The organism is Streptomyces sp. NBC_01775 (assembly GCF_035917675.1).
Taxonomy (GTDB): Bacteria; Actinomycetota; Actinomycetes; order Streptomycetales; family Streptomycetaceae; genus Streptomyces.
Genome location: NZ_CP109105.1, coordinates 220,394 through 238,510 on the forward strand (window position 1 = coordinate 220,394; position 18,117 = coordinate 238,510).

General features: G+C 68.6%; 16 protein-coding genes and 1 pseudogene. 6 read left to right on the forward strand and 11 right to left on the reverse strand.

What is annotated here, in order from left to right:
* Nucleotides 1–84: 84 nt before the first annotated feature.
* The gene (locus OHB04_RS41335) at nucleotides 85–972 is read right to left on the reverse strand and encodes an alpha/beta fold hydrolase (RefSeq protein ID WP_326809666.1); all 888 of its coding nucleotides are present in this window, start codon (nucleotides 970–972) and stop codon (nucleotides 85–87) included.
* Between the two features lie 54 nt (nucleotides 973–1,026).
* On the opposite strand from OHB04_RS41335, the gene OHB04_RS41340 reads away from it, so the two are divergent.
* Both OHB04_RS41340 and OHB04_RS41345 read left to right on the forward strand, forming a co-directional pair.
* Nucleotides 1,027–1,587, forward strand: a complete 561-nt coding sequence (locus OHB04_RS41340; RefSeq protein WP_326693199.1) for a PadR family transcriptional regulator — start codon at nucleotides 1,027–1,029, stop codon at nucleotides 1,585–1,587.
* A 15-nt stretch (nucleotides 1,588–1,602) separates the two neighbouring features.
* Nucleotides 1,603–2,577 (forward strand): NADPH:quinone reductase, encoded by a 975-nt coding sequence (locus OHB04_RS41345; protein ID WP_326693198.1) that lies wholly within the window; start codon nucleotides 1,603–1,605, stop codon nucleotides 2,575–2,577.
* A gap of 161 nt (nucleotides 2,578–2,738) precedes the next feature.
* Here the strand turns inward: OHB04_RS41345 and OHB04_RS42135 are convergent.
* The 8 genes and pseudogenes from OHB04_RS42135 to OHB04_RS41380 form a co-directional block, all read right to left on the reverse strand.
* Nucleotides 2,739–2,951, reverse strand: a pseudogene (locus OHB04_RS42135) (Tn3 family transposase); the annotation flags it as partial.
* The gene (locus OHB04_RS41350) at nucleotides 2,908–3,450 is read right to left on the reverse strand and encodes a hypothetical protein (protein ID WP_326693197.1); all 543 of its coding nucleotides are present in this window, start codon (nucleotides 3,448–3,450) and stop codon (nucleotides 2,908–2,910) included. The gene OHB04_RS41350 and the pseudogene OHB04_RS42135, both read right to left, overlap by 44 nt.
* On the reverse strand, nucleotides 3,447–4,568 hold the full coding sequence (locus OHB04_RS41355; protein WP_326809672.1) for a tyrosine-type recombinase/integrase: 1,122 nt from the start codon (nucleotides 4,566–4,568) through the stop codon (nucleotides 3,447–3,449). The genes OHB04_RS41350 and OHB04_RS41355 overlap by 4 nt, the downstream gene beginning before the upstream one ends.
* Nucleotides 4,462–5,895 (reverse strand): hypothetical protein, encoded by a 1,434-nt coding sequence (locus OHB04_RS41360; protein ID WP_326693196.1) that lies wholly within the window; start codon nucleotides 5,893–5,895, stop codon nucleotides 4,462–4,464. The genes OHB04_RS41355 and OHB04_RS41360 overlap by 107 nt, the downstream gene beginning before the upstream one ends.
* Nucleotides 5,892–7,049 (reverse strand): tyrosine-type recombinase/integrase, encoded by a 1,158-nt coding sequence (locus OHB04_RS41365; protein ID WP_326693195.1) that lies wholly within the window; start codon nucleotides 7,047–7,049, stop codon nucleotides 5,892–5,894. Before OHB04_RS41365 ends, OHB04_RS41360 begins: the two co-directional genes overlap by 4 nt.
* A complete protein-coding gene (locus tag OHB04_RS41370) occupies nucleotides 7,024–10,002 on the reverse strand; it encodes a Tn3 family transposase (RefSeq protein ID WP_326693194.1) in 2,979 nt (992 codons plus the stop codon). Before OHB04_RS41370 ends, OHB04_RS41365 begins: the two co-directional genes overlap by 26 nt.
* Before the next feature lie 407 nt (nucleotides 10,003–10,409).
* Nucleotides 10,410–10,748 carry a helix-turn-helix domain-containing protein gene (locus tag OHB04_RS41375; protein WP_326689387.1) on the reverse strand — a complete coding sequence of 113 codons (339 nt, stop codon included), beginning with the start codon at nucleotides 10,746–10,748 and terminating at the stop codon, nucleotides 10,410–10,412.
* A 982-nt stretch (nucleotides 10,749–11,730) separates the two neighbouring features.
* Nucleotides 11,731–12,003: a hypothetical protein gene (locus OHB04_RS41380; RefSeq protein WP_326809667.1), complete on the reverse strand. Its 273-nt coding sequence runs from the start codon at nucleotides 12,001–12,003 to the stop codon at nucleotides 11,731–11,733.
* A 1,010-nt stretch (nucleotides 12,004–13,013) separates the two neighbouring features.
* Between OHB04_RS41380 and OHB04_RS41385 the strand changes: the two genes are divergently transcribed.
* Both OHB04_RS41385 and OHB04_RS41390 read left to right on the forward strand, forming a co-directional pair.
* Entirely contained in the window at nucleotides 13,014–13,937 is a 924-nt protein-coding gene (locus OHB04_RS41385) for a helix-turn-helix domain-containing protein (RefSeq protein ID WP_326693192.1), read from the forward strand.
* Nucleotides 13,938–13,960: 23 nt separating this feature from the next.
* Nucleotides 13,961–14,419 (forward strand): hypothetical protein, encoded by a 459-nt coding sequence (locus OHB04_RS41390; RefSeq protein WP_326693191.1) that lies wholly within the window; start codon nucleotides 13,961–13,963, stop codon nucleotides 14,417–14,419.
* 107 nt (nucleotides 14,420–14,526) lie between these two features.
* Here OHB04_RS41390 and OHB04_RS41395 read toward each other — a convergent pair whose 3' ends face one another.
* Nucleotides 14,527–14,871 (reverse strand): hypothetical protein, encoded by a 345-nt coding sequence (locus OHB04_RS41395; RefSeq protein ID WP_326693190.1) that lies wholly within the window; start codon nucleotides 14,869–14,871, stop codon nucleotides 14,527–14,529.
* A 208-nt stretch (nucleotides 14,872–15,079) separates the two neighbouring features.
* Here OHB04_RS41395 and OHB04_RS41400 point away from each other — a divergent pair, with 208 nt between their 5' ends.
* Both OHB04_RS41400 and OHB04_RS41405 read left to right on the forward strand, forming a co-directional pair.
* Nucleotides 15,080–16,015 (forward strand): endonuclease/exonuclease/phosphatase family protein, encoded by a 936-nt coding sequence (locus OHB04_RS41400; protein WP_326693189.1) that lies wholly within the window; start codon nucleotides 15,080–15,082, stop codon nucleotides 16,013–16,015.
* 417 nt (nucleotides 16,016–16,432) lie between these two features.
* Nucleotides 16,433–16,585 (forward strand): hypothetical protein, encoded by a 153-nt coding sequence (locus OHB04_RS41405; protein WP_326693188.1) that lies wholly within the window; start codon nucleotides 16,433–16,435, stop codon nucleotides 16,583–16,585.
* 255 nt (nucleotides 16,586–16,840) lie between these two features.
* Here the strand turns inward: OHB04_RS41405 and OHB04_RS41410 are convergent, their stop codons facing one another.
* Nucleotides 16,841–17,914 carry a hypothetical protein gene (locus OHB04_RS41410; RefSeq protein ID WP_326693187.1) on the reverse strand — a complete coding sequence of 358 codons (1,074 nt, stop codon included), beginning with the start codon at nucleotides 17,912–17,914 and terminating at the stop codon, nucleotides 16,841–16,843.
* Between the last annotated feature and the right edge of the window lie 203 nt (nucleotides 17,915–18,117).

Consider the following 18,117-nt stretch of genomic DNA (forward strand, 5'->3'; position numbering starts at 1 on the left):
TCCGGGTCCGGCGAGGGTTCGGTGGCCTGCTGTTGATCTTGCTCGCGCAAAGGGTCGTTTGTGAGAGCCGGGCGTCGACTTCGGTCAGAGAGGCAGGTCGGCGGCGAAGGCGGTGATGGCCTCGGCGAGGGCGTGGGGGCCCGTGAGGAAGGCGTCGTGGGCTTCGCCGGGGATCTCGACGAGGCGGGCGTCGGGCAGGGCCTTGTGCAGGCGGCGGGAGACGTCGGTCAGCCAGCGGGGGCTGAGTTCGCCGATCACGAGGAGGGTCGGGATGTTGAGGGTGGCGAAGCGGGTGAGGTCGTCGCCGAAGCTGTCCATCGCGCGCATCTCGCGGGCCCATGTCGGGGTCATGGACGCACGGATGGCCCAGAACGGGGTCTGGCGGAACTCCTCGATGGCCTCGTCGGGGAACTTCAGGAAGTTCCGCAGCCCGAGGGTGAGGGCCTGATCGAGGTCGCCTGCCTGGACGGCCTCCTCAAAGGGAGCGATGGCGTCGCCGCCGACGGGGCCGCCCAGCGGGATCGGGGGCTCGTAGAGGATGAACGCTGCCGGGAGCTGGTGCAGGGCGTGAGCGAGGGTGACCAGTCCGCCGTAGGAGTGGCCGAGCAGGATCGCGTCAGGGCCGGCGAGGTCGAGGATGGCGGCAATGTCGTCGGCCTCCTGCTGGATGGTGTGCTCGCTGTGGTCGCCGCTGGCGCCCCGGCCGCGGCGGTCGATCGCGTAGGTGGTGAAGTGCGGGGCCAGCAGGTCGGCGAGGATCTGCCAGTCCTGGGCGGCGTTGAGGGCGCCGGGGGAGACGATCAAAGGGCGGCCCTGGCCGGTGACCGTGACGGCGATCTTTGTGCCGTCGGTGGAGGTGACGTGGGCCTGGCGGCGGGGGGAGCGGCAGTCATGATCTTCTTCCTTGTGCGGCCGGGCGGGCAGCCCGCCCGGGCTGGCCTTGCAGGCGGTACGGAGGAGGCGCCTCCGCATTCACCGTAACATCGAAACGATGTACACATCGTTTCGATGTGTGATCCTGGAGTCATGCTTGAACTCGCGATACTCGGCTTCCTCGCCGCAGGCCCCCTGCCCGGTCACGAGCTGCGCCGCCGCATCACGCACCTGACCGGCTACAGCCGTCCGGTCAGCGACGGCACCCTCTACCCGGCGATCAACCGGCTGACGAAGGCTGGCCTCATCGAACGGCGCCCCGCCCCCGAGGCCGGCGGCGGCCGGTACGTGCTGAACCTGACCACGGCAGGACGCGAGGACATACTGCGGCGGCTGCGGGAACCTGCCGAGCACGAGATCACCGACTTCTCCCGCTGGTTCACGATCCTGGCGTTCCTCTCGCTGCTGCCCGACAGTGCCGAGCAGCACGCCGTGCTGCGCCGCCGTCTGGACTTCCTGGAGACCCCCGCCAGCTTCTTCTACGACGGCGACACCCCGCTGCGCGCCGAGCAGGTCACCGACCCCTATCGGCGCGGCATGCTGCTCACCGCCCGCGCAACCAGCCGCGCAGAACGCGCCTGGCTCCACGAGATCCTGGACGGCGACGGCATCCGGGCAGCGGACGAACAGCTCCACCCGCAGACCCACCCGTGATCGGAAGGACTGAACATGCTTGCCTCCTGGTACGACCAGCAGGGCCCGGCCGCCGAAGTGCTCCAGTTCGGTGAGCTGCCCGACCCCACCCCCGGCCCCGGTGAGGTCCGTGTCCGCGTCACCGTCTCCGGCGCCAACCCCGGCGACACCAAGAAGCGGCGCGGCTGGACCGGCTCGGCCATGCCCTATCCGCGGGTGGTCCCGCACAGCGACGCCGCCGGCATCATCGACGCCGTCGGCGACGGCGTCGACACGCGCCGCGTCGGGACGCGCGTGTGGGTGTACGGCGCCCAGTCCTACCGCCCCTTCGGCACCGCCGCCCAGTACACCGTCGTCCCCGGCGACCTCGCCGTCCCCCTGCCCGACCACCTGTCCGACGATCTCGGCGCGAGCCTGGGCATCCCCGGCATCACCGCGCACCGCACTGTCTTCGCCGACGGTCCCGTCGACGGCAAACTGGTGCTGGTCAACGGCGTCCTCGGCGGGGTCGGCTCACTGGCCGCCCAGCTCGCCCGCTGGGGCGGCGCCACGGTCATCGGCACCGTCCGCCGCGGCACCGAACTGAATCGGATCGACCCCGCAGTCGTCTCCCACGCCGTCGCCCTCGACTCAGGCGACCCCGCCGCCGCGATCCGCGCACCCGACGGCGTGGACCGGATCATCGAGGTTGCCCTGTCCGACAACGCCGACCTGGACGACGCCGTCGCCGCGAACGGCGCGGTCATCGCCGCCTACGCCACCCGCGACGACCGCACCGAGATCCCGTTCTGGACCCTGCTGTTCAACAACGTCACCCTGCGCCTGCTCGGCAGCGACGACTTCCCCGCCGAGGCCAGGCGCCAGGCCGCCCGCGATCTCACCGCCGCGGCCGCCGTCGGCGCCCTCACCGTCGATGTCGGCGACCGCTTCCCGCTCGCCGACATTGCCAAGGCCCACGACCGCATCGACGCCGGCGGTCGCGGGCGCGTCCTGATCGACGCCCCCCAGTAAAGAAACTCCGGCGTGACCTCCTCATCCCCCCGCAGTCGAGCGTGAGGGCGCTGCGGGCGGGTGGAAGCCTGCGGGTCGGGCGCGGTGCGGGGACCAGGCAGCAGGGCCACTGCGGCAGCGAGATCGAGGTGGGAGTTCATGTCCAGCTCGAACCGGCCGTAGGGGTTCACATGGGTCCAGAACAGCGGTGACAGGGCCCGCCGGTCGGCATCGGTGAGCCGCTTCTGCCACTTCTTCTCACTCAGGATGTCCTGGAGGAGCAGGGTGTTGATGTGTTCTCTGAACTCCGTGGCGGGCCCGCAGTACGGCGTCTGATCGGCCAGCGGCAGGTCAGGGCAGGAGTCGGCGGGCCTCGGCCCAGGGGAGAAGTTGATCTCGTGCTGGGCCGGGCCGCAGGCGGTTCATGAGCCTTTCAAGATGGGCTGTCAGGTTCTTGTGCCGCCGTAGCTCGCGGATCTGCTCGATGGGGAGCTCACGCCAACTGCTGGTGAGAGCACGGGCCTGTGGCAGTGTGAGAGCCAGCTCATCGAGTGTGTCGGACGCCAGCCTCTCGGGGCTCCAATCGGGATCCTTATCGTCGGGACCGAGGTGGTCGATGACCCACATTCGGAGCATGAAGTCCTGTTGGACCTCGCGCGATGGATTACCGGGATCGTCACCGTGCATGCGCCGGTTCGCCAGCAGTGACAACTTGGCCCACTGCCGCCGGGCCTCCTGCGGCTGCTCGGAGTCGTAGTAAGCGTGTTGCTGCGCGACGATACGTACTGCTTCAAGCTGCCGGCGGTCAGCGTCCGCGGTGAACGCCTGAAGGCGCTCGATCGGCCACGTGCTGAGTCCGAGCTCCGGTTCTTCGTGATCTGCGCCGGTGCTCAATGATCTTCGCTCCTGGTCCTAGGCATGCCGAGACTGACGGTTGTTCTTCGCCGGGAACGACGGTCGATCTGGGCGAGCTTATCCGCGGCGCCGGCGAGGCTGACCTTGAGTCCGTCGACCTCGCCGAGCCAGCCCTCCTTCTCGGCTTCGGCAATCCGGTCGAGCAGGTTGTCGCGGATGGCGACGATGCGGTGGCGTTGGTCGGGGTCGGGCCGCAGGAGGCTGCATCGCAGATGCTCGTGCACGCAGCTGGTTCCGTAGGCTCGGCCGCAGTCGCCCAGGGCGACGCGGCGGCGTTCGAAGTGGCCGAGGAACTCCTCCCATTCCGCCTCGGTGGGGGTCCGGTATTCCTCGCTGGGGCGGGTGGCCCGGCGGCGGGCGATGAACGCGCGGTGGCCGTTGATGACTTCCTCGGGATAGACCGCCTTGTAGCCCGTGGTGGTATTGATGTCGCGGTGGCCGACCACGAGTTGGGCGATGTGGGGCGGCATGCCGTTCATGATCGCGTCTGTGATGAATAGCCTGCGGAAGTCGTGGGGGCTGAAGGCCAGCGGCTGGCCGCCGGTGTCGGAGAGTCCGGTGCGCGAGAGTGCTTCGTTGAGCAATTGCCGTATCCCGGACGGCGGGATCGGCCGGTTCTCGACTCCGACGTGGCGCTGGAACAGCAGCGGCATCGGAGGGTTCCAGACGCGTTCGTGGCCGTCGTAGGAGACCACGAGCGGGACGGCGCCGTTCTCGCCGCGGATGCGGCTGATGATCGTGCTGAGCACGTCGGCGAGCTCGGGGCTGATGACGAGCAGACGCTCGGCGTCGGTCTTGGACGGGGCGATGTGCAGCAGCGGGATGAGCTCTCCGGTGCCGGGCAGCCGGTATTGGACCAGGCTGTGATGGGAGAGCTCGGTCAGCTCCTCGATGCGGATCCCGGTGTGCCTCAGGACTTCGACGATCGCCCAGGACCAGAACGCGCGATGCTCCTCCAGGGTGAGGTCGAGGCGCTGCCCGGTGTCGGGGTCAACCGCCCAGACCCTGGCGGCGGGGTTCTTGGTGGTCGGCCGGTGCCAGCGTTTGCCAGCGGCGACGAAGTCGGTCCCCGGGCGGGCGGCCTGGGAGCTTGCCAGCTGCTCGGCTGCCAGTCGGCGCTGTGCGTCGACGGTCGCGGCCAGGACCGGCAGGACGGGCAGCCGTTCGCGGGTCCGCTGATCCATGCGCGACTTGCGGCCGGCCCTTTTCCTTCCGGCGCGACATCTCCTCTTCCCGGATGGGACAAGGTGCCGCCCAAACGCCCCAGCGTGCGGGGTCGTCCATGGCCCACTGGGCGAGGTCTAGGTAGAAGGCCCGCACGACGGCCAGGTGGTTGAGTCCGCGATCGGCGCGCGGGGTCTGCGTCTCGACGAGCTCGCCGTCGGCGGTCTTGTTACGGACCGTCTTCAGGCCGATCCGATGCTTCCATGCGGCCGTGACACCCGGGGCCAGGCGTAGAGAGTCGATGCCCGGGTGGTGATCCTCCAGGTCCTTCCAGAAGAGCTTGCCCAGGCTGAAGGCCACCGCCCGCAGCGAGACGTAGTCGAGGGAAAGCGCGCGTTCGTGGAGGTAGTTGACCAGCAGGTCCCGCACCGGTCGGCAGGCGATGCCGTAGCGGTCGATCATCTGCTCGACGCTGATCTGGCCCTGGTTCTTGGGGTCGAGGAGGCGGACGGTCGCCGGTGCCTCCCTCGGGAAGACCTCGGTCGCGTGCAGCAACTGGTAGAAGTACACGCTCGTGTCGATCGAGCGGCTGCCGATGCCGAGCAGGTGGTCCGCCAGCTCCAGGCAGTCCCCGACCGTGATGTCGCGGACCTTGCCGCCCTTGGCCGCCATCAGGGTGGCGATCCGCCGCAGCGCGCCGTCCTTGGTGTGGGCGTTGGCCGGGTCTCTCCGGCAGACGGCTGCCAGGGCGGCGAACCCTTGTGGGTCGCGGCTGCGTGCCATCTCGGCGGTCAGGATCTGCACGGTGCCCGGGGTGAGCAACCAGGACAGGCCGGGCCGGATGACATCGCCGCTGATCAGCACCAGCATGCCGCTGCCGAGGGCGTCGAAGTCCTTCTTCGGGTCCTGGTAGGACCAGCCGGTGGACTGGAGCCAGGCGGTCGCCAGGTGCCGCCAGGCGATGTTGCCGACCTCGTCCGCGCCGCTGGCGTGCCAGCGGTCCTGCCATGTCTGCCCGGGAAACTGCTCCAGCCAGGCCAGGGTCTTGGTCAGTCCGGTTCGGCGCCGGGACTGCGAGGCCGGGGAGGCCAGCACGAACGGGGCCGCGAGCAGCCGCTCCGTCACCTGCTCGCGCGGCTGCCCAGTGGCAGCCCAGGCGCGTTCACGGCGGCGGGGTGGGAAGCGCTTCAGCATCGCCGTCACCTCCGGGCTGTGCTGCCGTTGCGGGGAGCGCTCCGGGGCCAGAACCTGCCTGATCACGCGGTTCCCTCCCCGAACAGGATGTTCAGCGCTTCTGGCCGGTACGACAGCGGCGACGGCCCGTCCTTCGGTATCGTTGTCGCCGTCACGGTGCCAGCCGCCACGCGCGCGTGGTGGGCCAGGGCCTGCGCGATGACGTCCTCGGTGAGCGGGTTCAGGTAGAGCTGAGTCGTGCTCAGATGGGCGTGGCCGAGGACCCACTGCACGTCGGTGAGCGACATGTTGGGATCGCGGGCCATCCGGTAGGCCGCCGTGTGACGCAGGTCATGCAACGACCAGTTGGCCCCGAGTGCGGCGTTCGCCCGGCTGAACATCCGGTAGGCAGCGTGGTAGCTGAGCGCCGTAAAGGGGCGCCGCAGCGTCCACCACAGGGGATCATCCACTCTCGTCGGCACCAGGCCGTGCATCTGGGCCTGGTAGAGGCGAAGCCAGACGAAGGCGTCCGGCGAGGCCGGCAGCTGCTGGATCGCTCGCGTTCCCTTGCGGATCACCGTGATCAGCTGCTGGCCTGGATCGGCGTCGCCGTAGTGCGCGCCCAGCAGTTCGGACGCGCGAGCGCCCGTGGACACCCAGAAGGCCACCAGAGCCCGGTCCCGATTGGAGCCGAGCTGGGCGAACACCTCGTTGAACTTCTCGTCCGGGATGGACCGCGGCGCCCGCTGAACAGGTCGAGGGCGGTATAGCCCTGACCGTTCATTGCGGTGGAGATCCATCGGGTTGTGGTGGGCATGGGCCCTGCTGCCGCACCTGACCAGCGGGAACGGGTTGACCATCGGTCCTGAGCCAACGTCGCGGTGGAAGTCGTAGAAGCCGCGGAGCACGCTCTCGCTGTGACCGCGGGTGGCTGGCGCGTACTTGCGGCCCGGGCCGGCCTTGCCCGTCACCGGATTCGGGACCGCCGTGGCAGGAGCGCTGGCGCGGTTCGGCTTGTCGCTGATCTGGATCCAGCGGGAGAAGTCACGCGCCTCGTCCCGGGTGGCCTGGTCCCACGGCACCTCGACAGCCCACAGGAACCGGAACCACCGGAGCAGGTCCATCCCGTACGAACGCTGTGTCGTCGCGGGCCGTCCGATGCCCTGCAGGTCCTTCAGGTACACCGCGACTGGCTCGACGACCGTGCCTGCCGGATCAAGCAGCCGGTACGGCTCCCACACATCGCTGGTCTCCAGGAGCGACCCTACCCGTGGTACGTCGAGCGAGCGCAGATCCCGGCCTTCCCCATGTCTCTCGATCACGAGCCGGGACCATAGCCACCCGCTTCGCGAGCTGTCCGCTGAACTGCGGAAACTCTCTCGGTAGTTCAGTCAACAGGTACACCAGCGCCGACTGGAGCAGGTGCAGCGCCAACATCGAGACCTCCTGGGACTCCTTGTCCGAGCCGGTCAGGTCGCCGTCCTTGCCGTAGAACAGGTCGTGGTTGGCGCTGTTCCAGTTCTCCACGACCTGGAGGCCGTCGTTGATCTCGCGCCGCAGGTCGGCGTCGGCGAGGTAGTCGCAGATGAACGCCGTACGCACCGCGCGCCCCAGTTCTTCGATCGCCCGGTAGGTGGGGTGCTTGGGCCCGCCGCGGGTGAAGCGCCGCAGGACCTGCTCGGCCTCGGCGGTGCCCAGGCGCAGGGCGGTGGTGTACTTCACGATCTGGTCGTACTGCTGGCGGATCAGGTCCCAGTCGATCGTTTTGGTCGACAGCACCGGCGCCAGGTTCGGCCACGTCTCGTCCTGACCGGCCGCCGGCCGGTACAGGCGTGCCGAGCCGACGTTCTTCAGCCGGGGCAGCAGGTTGAAGCCGAGCATGTGGGCGAAGGCGAACCCGACGATCGAGGCGCCGTGCGTGTCGGTGTACTGCCGGTCGATCTCCACGTCCGTGCAGTGCCGCAGCACGCCCTCGATCATTGCGGCGACCTCGGAGGCCGAGCAGGACTTGAGCTGGCTGTAGACGCACAGCGACTTTTTCTCGACGTGCCAGTAGATCATCACCCCGGGGCCGCGGTAGCGCTGGTGCCACTCGGTCATGAAGTTGCTGGACCAGGAGCCGAACTTCTTGGAATCGCTCGCGCAGGCGGTGCCCTCGCCCCACCATGCGGCATCGCGGGCGGCGAAGGTGGAGTTGACCAGCCGCACCAGCGCGGAGCGCAGGTTGGCCCGGTTGACGAACAGGTGCCGCACCCGCCGCAGGACGGCCTCGCTCTCGCCGTGCTTGCCGGTGACCGCGACCCGCTTGATGCCCATGTTCGTGCCCAGGGCGAACAGCACCAGCAGCAGCCGGCGCCGCAGCACCGCCTTCGGGACCGCCTCCCTGGTGGCGACCGAGGTGAACTCAGACGTGAAGCCGGTGGCGAACTCGGCCTCCTTGAGGACGTCGATCAGGTCGATGGTGCCCCAGCGGCGTTCGATCTCCGCCTTCAGTGCGACGAGGTTCTCCGGCTCCTCCTGCTTGCCCAGCGGCGAGACCTTGATCCACGGCTCGCCGTGCTTCTTGACGATGTCCACCCCGCCCGTGGTGCCCACCTCCAGCGCCGTGTCGAAGCGGGTCAGGGCCTCGCGCAGCCGCTTCTGAAGGGCCCCGATGAACTTCTCCGGGTCCTGCGGCTGGCGGATCGCGTCGTAGTGCACGTCGCGGTTGTCCTCGAAGTCCGGTGGCAGATCGTCCTCCGGGTTCTGCCACCGGTTCGCGCCCGGCACCCAAATCTCCCGCCGACGCAGCGCATCCCGCAGGCTGACCAGCACGCACAACTCGTACGGGATGCGCTCGACCCGGCCGCGCTCGTCCACGACCGCCTTGCGCCACTCCTCGCGCACCACCCCGCTCAGCGGGATCTTCTCCGCCTCGTCGAAGAACGCTCCTTCCTTCGCGATGGGCTGGTCCAGATACCGTTTGAGCAGATCAATCGCGTCCATCACCGGCCGGTAGGCGGTGTTGTTGCACTTCAGCTCCAGCGCGTTCAGCAGCGGCGAGAGCATCCGCCGCCAGTGGCCCGAGTACGACGAACGCAGCACCGTCCGCACCCGGGCCCGGTAGCGGGCCTCGTTCGCCGCCGCCTCCGCCGCCAGCGCCTTCAGCGTCGACTCCCCGGCCACCGGATAGATCACCTTGCGGACCGTGCCGCCCGGCTCGGCAACCGCCGCCTCCGCCAGCCGCAGCAGGATGCCCTCCTTGCCGCGGACCCGCTTCATCTCCTTGTTGAACTCGCCCTCTACCTTCTTCTCCGCGCGCGTGTTGATCTTCTGCACGAGCTGGATGAACAGCTCCACCAGCGAGTCGGTGATCTCCGTCTGGCGCACATGGCACAGCGTCGACAGCAGCGTGTACCGCACCGGGCCGGCCGCCGCCCGCAGGTCCGAGGGGTACTCCTTCGACGCCCGTGCCCGCCAGGCGGCCACCAGCTTCTCCGACACGTCCCCGAACAGCTCCGGCGGCAGTTCCAGCGCGCGGACCCGCTGGAGCTTGTTCACCTCCGCCAGGAGGCTGTCCAGCCCCAGCGCGCCCGGGTCGGCCTTCAGCTCGGTGAAGAACGTGCCCCCGCCGCCCGTGCTGTCCTCACTCGCGTCGGCGTCCTCGGCGATCAGGTCATCCAGCCGGGACCGGGTCGCCGCCGACAGCCGGCCCACCGTAGTCGCGCAGAACCGTTCCTCGAAGGTGCTGACCGCCGACCCCACCAGGCGGGCGATACGCCCCGGCGTCGGCGGCTCCAGCCTGTCCTTGCGGCAGCGGACCACCACCGCCTCCGCCAGCCGGTCCCTCGACAGCTCCACCCCGCACAGCTCCACCGCCAGCCACTCGGCGAGCTGGTCCTGGTCCTCCTCAGTGCAATCGCGGAAGCCGAACGCGCCCCGGATCTCCACCCGGTGCCGCTTGATCGCCCGCCCCGCCCAGTCGTACGCGGCCCACTCCTCCGCCGCCACCTTCACCTGCTGAGCGACGTACGCCACCGCCGGCGCCGGGATCTCCTCGGCGTTCTCTGGGAACCGGGCCTCCACCTCGAAGAACTTCAGTAACAGCGCGAACCCCAACCGGTTCGCCCCCGACTTGTTCCGCAGCCGCTCCTGATCCTCCTCCAGCAGCGTCCAGACCTCGATCAGGTCCTCCGGCTCCCACTCCTGGCGCACCCCGGGCTCCTTCCGGCCGTCATGACCGGACCAACGTCGCTGAGCACGGCCCCCGATGAACCCAGAAGATCGAAAACGCTGACGAGCGCACCCCAGATCCGCTACAGAGAGCTACTTGTCACTTCGCGGCAGCTTCGGGAGAACAGGGCCGAGGCGAGAGCACGGCCTGACGCGGTGTCGTTCCCCGCAGCCGTACGCCTTCCACCTGGCCAGAAGCGCGCCTTCCTGGATGGTCAAGCCCAAGCCGAAGCCGAACCAGTGCTTCCCGCTCACCGTAGCCGTCCGCTCTGGTCCAGATCAGTGACGGCCAGCCCCGCTCGGCCGCTGTGTCGCGCAGGGCCGCCAGTCCGGAGCGGACCTGGCTGGCAGCCCGCAGGCTCCTGGGGAAGTTGCAGGTCTCAGCCGTCTCAGGCCGCGGTTGTTGGGCTTGCTGTTTTGGCGGTGCGGCGGTGTTCGGCGTTGATGCGCTGGGCTTCTTCGAGCTGGTCTTCGAGGATGACGATGCGGCAGGCAGCCTCGATGGGGGTCCCGTGGTCGACGAGTTCCCGGGCGCGGGCCGCGATGCGCAGTTGGTAGCGGGAGTAGCGGCGGTGGCCGCCGGGGGAGCGGAGCGGGGTGATGAGGCGGGCTTCGCCGATGGCTCGGAGGAAGCTGTGGGTGGTGCCGAGCATCTCGGCGGCCCGGCCCATGGTGTAGGCGGGGTAGTCGTCGTCGTCGAGACGGCCGAAGGAGTCGTCTGCTGTCATTGCACCTCTCTGTGGAACGCGTGGAGGGGCCCTGGTGCCGTCTGGCACCAGGGCCCCGAAGGAACTGCTACACCATCTGCCGGCCCTGATACCGCACCGGCCTTCTGTATCCGCAGACCCGACCGAGACGCTGTCGGGGGTGCGGGGATCGCGGTTGCTTGACCGGAGACCACCTCACTATCGATGTCCTGCGGTACCCGGGCTCAAGACTTCCGCCCGGGCGATCCTGATGGCGCCTGGCTCCTCCGTTTCTTCCCTCTGGGATCAATCACTTACCTACTGCGGGTACTGCGCTCCTGCGTACTGCTGGTGATGCGAACTGCTCTGTGGCCTGCTGTAGCGCCACTCTTCGGCAGCCAGCCCCGTCGCCCGTCCTGCGTCTGCCCCGGCTTGGAACCCCACTGCCGAACCTCCCGGTGCGTGCGTCCGCAGCCGACGCCTTCACCGAGGTGCTGCTCACTGCACTGCTGGGTACTGCGAACTGCACATACCGAACTGCGGTACTGCTCACGGCGGCCCCTGATCACTGCGGGCCCCCCGGTCCGGTCGTCAGTCCCGTCGCCGTCCTGCAACAACCCTGGCTCCGGAACTCCACCACCGAACCGTCCTGCGAACTGCAACTGCGGCTACTGCTGGCCGGCAGTTCGTCTCTGCCAGGCCTCGTCGATCTCGGCTACGAGAGAAACCATAACCACACCACAACCTAATGTCTACTCCAGCCAACATAGATTTCCGCGTGTTCGTCGATGAGGTAATCGACCTCGCCCAGCGATGGAGGGAGGGTGGGAGCAAGCCGGGCTAACGGACCGCAGGCCGGGGCACAAGCCCCGCGCGGACGGGTCACCAGTGTCGAAGTCGACGAGGAAATCGCCGCCGCAACCCGGCAGTGACTGAAGCAGGCCGAGGTCGCCGTCCACGTGCACAACGGGGACGGCGAGACGGGTGACGTACCCGGCGACGGGTACGAGCGGGTCATCGCTACCTACGCTGTCGAGACGATCCCCTGAGCTGGGTGGCCAGGGCCCGGCCCGGCGCGCGGATCGTCGCACCCTGGGGCCGTCTGGGACATGTTGCGATCAGCGTCTCCGAGGACGGGCGCCAGGCCGTCGGGCATGTGCGCGGCCTCGCCCAGTTCATGCCGGCCCGCGACACCACCCCCCGCCACGTCGGCTTCCGTCAGCTGCGTGCCGATCACGAGCCCGCCCACGAACACGGCCTCGCCCGCGATCTGACACCCCTGCACCAGGACTGGCACCTGCGCTTCGCGCTCCGGGTAGCGGTTCGGCAGTCCCCGCGTATTCCGCGCGCCGGTCCGGGGCGACGTGGGCGCGCGGCCCCGCTGGCCGTGGAGTCATGGCGGTGCGGGACTGATTGGACATCCGGCACGTCGGCGTCGCCGGGCCCGCGGTGGGTGCGGGCTGGCCGGTTGGGTGATGGGGAAGCCGTCACTCTTTAGAGTTAACGAGTTCGGTGGTTCCGGGGGGATTTGATGACAACCATGTTGCTCGCCGGGAGGCGTTCGGGGCGGCGCATGCGGGCACTGACGATCTGAGCTGCGCGCGCGTATTCGATTCTCAAGGCGGAGATTTTCGCGGCTTATGCCCGAATCGCTGATCGATTTTTAGCGTCTACCGAACAGTACCGCTCAGAGCATTGAGAAGGCTGGTCGCTCAGCGCCGACGGGCGTCTATACCCATGGTGCTACTTTCCGGCACCGGGTGCGTGCGGAAGGTAGTACTGTCCCCTCTCCGGCCATTCGCCGGGCAAGCAAGGACCCCGGCTGTGCTTGGCCGGCCCACCGGGGTCCTTGTCACTTCTTGACGCCAGTCCGAACCCCGAGAGGAACCCCTCATGGCTCTACACCCACGTCCAATTCGCCTCCCTGCACGTGCTGATGCACTTACGGGGAAATCGAGTCGCGAACGTATCATCCCTAGTCGCGGTGCGGTTGAAACGCCTCAGTGGAATGTCTGCGCTGTCACCGTCCGCGGGAGCCTGCTCATCACAGCACTTTGCTTGCCTCTGCTCGTGGTGCCGGACGCTCTCCCGCCCCGCGGGGTACCGCTCGTCACGGTCCTCCTGGCGGCCTCCCACGGATCCTTCCTGGTCCACCGGCGTATTCGTCGTCGCTGATCCGCCCGGCCGGGCGGCGGCCCACGGCGATGAACCGCCCGCCTCGCCGCCCGGCAGCAGCGCTGATCACCATCACGCCCCTCGGCGGGCGGGCGTAGATACCCGCCCAGGCACCCCCGAAAGAGGTCACCCGTGTCCGTGCCCGCTCGTTCCCACTCCGCCGGCCCGCAGCCCCGCACCACCCCTTCTCTCGACTCCGGCCGGGCGGCCCGCTGCACCTACGGTCTGCGCGTCATCGCCGAAGAGCTCCACACGCTCTCCGAGTCCCTGATGCTCGCGGCCTACAGCGACGGCTCCCCCGCAGAGATCGCCCGGCTTCTCGCAGGGATGAACACCCTGCTGCAGAAAGAGGCCGGAGCCCTCGTCGTACGGCAGCGCTCACAGGGCAAACCCCTCACCGGGATCGCTACCGAACTCGGTCTGTCCGAGGACCGGCTACGCAAGAAATACCCGCCCGAGAAGGTCGATCAACAGCTCGCGGCCCACAAACGGCTGGTGTGCAGCAGGCCGTCCGAGGGGAGGAGCACCGTTGCCCTCCAGCCGGAGTGGCGCCAGCCGTATCAGCGCGTGGCGGCGGCTCTGACCCGGATGGTGCACGAGAGCAACACCTCCCAGCGGCAGGTCGCCACAGCCCTCCAGGTCGACCCGTCCTACATCTCGCGGCTGCTCTCCGGCGAGCGGGAAGCTTCCTGGCTGCACGTCAAGGAGGTCTGTGACGTGTGCGGGGTCGAGCCCGAACTGCTGGAACCCCTGTGGGAGGTCGCCGCGGGTGTTCCTGCGAACTCGGACAAACCAGTCCAGTACCTGCGCACCTATCTGCGGGCCCTTCACTACGCCGCCGGCTCCCCGGGCGAAGGGCGCGTCCTCGACTCCGCACCCGGCCTCACCGACCACAGGCTGCAGCAGGCACTCGAGGGGCCCGGCGTCCCCCACTGGGACGTGATCGCCCAAGTCGTCACCGCGTTCAAGGGCTTGCCGCAGACCGCGCACCAGATGTGGCAGCAGGCCCGCTACATCCATGAGACCGGCCCCGCCCCCGCTGAGGTCTTCGGCTGACCCGCACACCCATGAGAAGGATCATGAAAACTTCCGTCTCGCCCGCCGTGCTCACGACCGCCTTCTACGCCTTCTACGACCTGCACCGCCCCGTCTACCACGCCTACGCCGCCTCCCATCTGACGCCGGAGGAGGCCCAGGTCGCCGTCGCTCACCTCTTCAACCTGGTCGCCAGCAACTGGAGCACCGTGGTCGCGAAACCCTGCCCCGCCGCCTGGGCATGGCGCAGGCACACCCGCGCCGTCGCCCAGCGCAGCGGCCACCCCCGCACCGCAGCCGATGATGCCGCTCTGCTCCATGAGCACCTGCGGCTGAGCATTGAGAAGATCGCCTTTGTCACCGGCACCGAACGCGCGACGGTGACCGCGCTCTTAGCCACCTCCCGCCGACGACGGAGTTGCGAGCGCAGCAGGCCGTTGGTGGCATTACGAAACAACGCACATCCCGTGGGGGCGAACCCTGGACTGGTTCCCCTGTCTTGAAGGGACCTGGCAGCAGATCGACGCTGAACGCACCTCGCGCATCGCACGCACCGTTGCGGCCGGGAGCCGAACGAGCCGAGCGCCCTCACGGCCGGCTACGCCAGGCCTCAGTTCTCCCCGAATACGGGCAGTTCGTCGGGGGAGAGGTCGGGGCGCAGGCGCCGTACCCCCACCGGGTGGCGGTATCTCCCTGCGGCGACGGCGGCATCGCCCTCGAACTCGACGACCGCCGACGGCCGCACACGCCGGTGCTCCAAAGCCTCCCGGGTTCCCCAGGCCGGGCTGAAGGTGACATTCATCCAGGGGTGATCGGGTGAGGGAGCTGCGAGGACGGCGCCCACCTCATGCCGCAGCGGTGTGGGCAGGGGAGTGCTGCGCGCGATCATTCGTAGCCTGTCGTCGTCGTAGCGGCCGAGCAGCAGGGTGTGGGGGAGCGTCAGCGGTCCGGTCACCGCCCCGAGTCCATCCGCACTCTCTGATCCCTCAGCCCACCTCCACATTCAAGGTTTGTTGCAGGTTTCTCCCAGCCCGCCCCGGCACGGTGGGAACACACTGACCAGGCGAAGGGCCAGGTCCGTCGGGCACTGGCCTTCGCGACGGAAAGGGGTACTCGTGCGCGCCCGTACAGGCCGGCCGCGCGGGTACCAGCCAGGAGGGGGAATGATGAACAGGTCAAGATGGGGCGCAGGGCTGGCGCTGCTTGTGACGGCAGGAGTGACGATACCTATGCTCGCTGCTGGGGCCGGCGGGTCGGGCGAGGGGCAGGCCGCCAAAGCTGAGACGGCAGGAGTGACATCCAGGCTCGCTGCTGGGGCCGGCGGGTCGGGCGAGGGGCAGGCCGCCAAGGCTTCGGTGGTCCGTGACCGGGTCATGTCCTGGAACTCCAACGGGCAGGACCTCGGCACACCGCAGCTCGTTGCCGAGCAGATCATGCGTTTCAAGCCCCAGATCGCCCTGCTCCAGGAATCGTGCCACGGCGAGGTGGACGAGGCTGTCAAGATGCTGAAGCGACAGGGGCTGGAGTACGACGCCTATCCCGGGCAGTGGACCGACCTCAACACCTGCGACGGCACCAAAATGCTGGGGTCGGTGGCCCTGGCAGCCAAGGGCACCAAGGTCGACGGATACGGTGCTGACCCCTACAAGGACAGAGACTTCAACGAGAACCGGAACCTCACGTTCTTCATAACCCGTCTCGCGGGTCGGGACGTCCGGGTGTTCAACACGCAGCTCAGCGACGCCGGGGATAGAGACCTCCGCGTCAAACAGGTGGACCAGCTGATGGATGCCGTCCCTGGCATGCCGAACACGCTGATTGCCGGTGACTTCAACGCCCAGCCCTGGTCGCCCCAGTACCCGGAAATGGGGCGGATCTGGAAGTCAGGGTTCTCGGACGTCGACCCGTTCTGCAAGCAGACCTGGGACAGCCGCTGCAACGGCACGCAGGTCGGTTCGGGCAAGAAGTTCGACTACATCCTCCACAAGGGGCTGAACTCCCGGAATTGCATGCTGCACACGGTGAACGACGACCACCGCGTGGTGGTCAGTGACCTGACCGCCGGTCAGGCATCGGGCAGGCCCTGCTCCCTGGTCTGACCAGGCATCCATCTCGGGGCATCCGGGCGCCGGCCCGGCCGGCAAGCGCAACGCCGACCGCGGCCGGCGTTAAACGCGGGCGCCCGCACTTTCTGAGAGAACCACCTTGTGACCGGGATTCTTCGGGCCTCCAGCATGGTGAAGTGGCGGACCCGACAGCCAGCGGAACACACGGCACGCTGAGCGGCCATGGCGGACAGCGAGCCGCGCCACGTCGCGTACCCGCTGCTCATCTGTCCACTCGTTCCTCCGCCAGAGGCCAGGACTTGAGCACGTGCCCGTCCGCCCTTCTCGTGAGGCGGATGGTTACCCCGGTGCTGTCACCGCCGTACTGGCCGACCCAGGCACGGTATTTACGATCGGCGGTCTCCCACTCCTCCCAGTCGCCGGTGATGACGGGGCCGCGGTGACCGGTGTGTGGGGGAGGACAAGGACACGGCGCTGCGCAAGTATCGCGAGCAGCTCGGGCTCTACGGCAGCGGCTCCCACGTCCTGCAACTCGTCGAAGTGACCGACGACGGCGAGCGGCACCTACTCAGAATGTGGCCCCCGAACCAGCCACAGGAGTAAAGAAGGGGTATCGCTCAGGCACGCCGCAGAGGAGAGGGCGGCTGCATACCGAAGCGGCGCTCTGCTGCTGCCAGGTTTCGCCCAGGACCTGCTGACAGGCGGTTGGTACGCGTCCGTGAAAAGAACCGCGGCCTTCTCTCGGCCGGGATCGTCTAGATGTCGAGACGGTCCCGCCCGAGACGAACGCGGGTACCGGAGCGCCCGGATGTGGCCACGGACCGCGCGGCGCCAACGGCGTCGGACCGCACCGCTCGGCTACGGTCGGCTGGTGCGCAGGCGGTCGTCGATAGTCACCACCACCGGCGCTCCCTCCGCGTGTACCGCGTCGTACAGCACCTTGGCCGTAGACCGGTAGACCTGGGAGGCCATCGCCCAATCGGCATATGCGGCCAGCTTGTCGTCGCTGTCGTCCGCCCCGTGCGGGGGCTTCGCCGCACGGTAGAGAGCCAGGAGCACCGCGACGAGGGACCGGCCGGAGAGCACGGCGGCCACCAGCCCGGCCTCACGTTCTTCAAGAGCCGGGGCACGGAAGTGCGGGTGGGAACCGGCCAGGGACGCCACGAACTCCCACGTGTCCCGGTGGCAGACCAGTGTGGCCGACGCGACCCGCCCGGCCCGCATGATCGCCCAGATCCGCCCGGCCTCACTCAGGGCGGCCGGTTCCTTCACTTCGCTGGGCGCTGGTTCTCCGACGCCGGCTTCCTGCGCCGCCTGGAGGGCGGCCTGCTCCTGCTGCTCTTCGTGTTCCTCGGCGCGACCCGGTTCGGACAGCGCGGCCGCCGCCGGTTCCTTGCCTGCCTTCGGAGCGTCCTCCCTTGGCTCCGCAGTATCCGCCGATTCCTGATCATCCAGAGCGTCGTCCGTCTCCGGGCCGGCGCCCAAGGGGAAGGATGTCGATGCCGGCTCCTCCATCAGCTGCCGCTGTTGTGGGAGGACACCGTGCTCCTCCTCAATTCCTGCGGCCGCGTCGGGCGGCCCGCCGGAAGACACCGGCGCCGCAGTCCGGAGGAGGGCGAGCACCTCCCCGACTTCCAGACGAAGACTGTCCAGCCCGCTGCGCAACTGGTCGACATCCCGCCGTAGTTCGGCCACTGCGGTGACTGCGTCACCGGCCCGTTTGCCAGCGCTGTTCGCACTGGCGCGCGTCTCTTGCTGGGACGACTTCAGGTCGGCCAGGCCGCTGTCCCGCAAGGTGGTGATCTCGTGGGTGAACGTCGCTCGCAGGTCCCGGTCCAGATCGCCCACGCGGCTGTCCAGGTCATCGACCGATTTCTTCATCTCGTTCTTCGTGTCGATCAGCAGCGTGATGACATCGTCCCTGCGCGCCAAGACATCCCTCCAACAGGCTCGCGTAACAAGATAGTTGCGCTGCGTAGTTTTCCGAAGCGGAGGAGGATTCCTGCCCGAGTAGGGCCAGATTGGCCGGTTCGTCACACGAAGTGGCCGAACAAGCGACACCGAGCCGCCGTGAAACAGCCAGGCGTGCCGCCGACGGGCCCGGGGATGCACCACTCCATCCATCGGCGGTCGCT

What these genes read in the sequence shown, in the direction of transcription:
- OHB04_RS41335 (WP_326809666.1), bottom strand. Translation starts at nt 972, where the DNA reads ATGCGGAGGCGCCTCCTCCGTACCGCCTGCAAGGCCAGCCCGGGCGGG.
- OHB04_RS41340 (WP_326693199.1), top strand. Translation starts at nt 1,027, where the DNA reads ATGCTTGAACTCGCGATACTCGGCTTCCTCGCCGCAGGCCCCCTGCCC.
- OHB04_RS41345 (WP_326693198.1), top strand. Translation starts at nt 1,603, where the DNA reads ATGCTTGCCTCCTGGTACGACCAGCAGGGCCCGGCCGCCGAAGTGCTC.
- OHB04_RS41375 (WP_326689387.1), bottom strand. Translation starts at nt 10,748, where the DNA reads ATGACAGCAGACGACTCCTTCGGCCGTCTCGACGACGACGACTACCCC.
- OHB04_RS41390 (WP_326693191.1), top strand. Translation starts at nt 13,961, where the DNA reads ATGAAAACTTCCGTCTCGCCCGCCGTGCTCACGACCGCCTTCTACGCC.
- OHB04_RS41400 (WP_326693189.1), top strand. Translation starts at nt 15,080, where the DNA reads ATGATGAACAGGTCAAGATGGGGCGCAGGGCTGGCGCTGCTTGTGACG.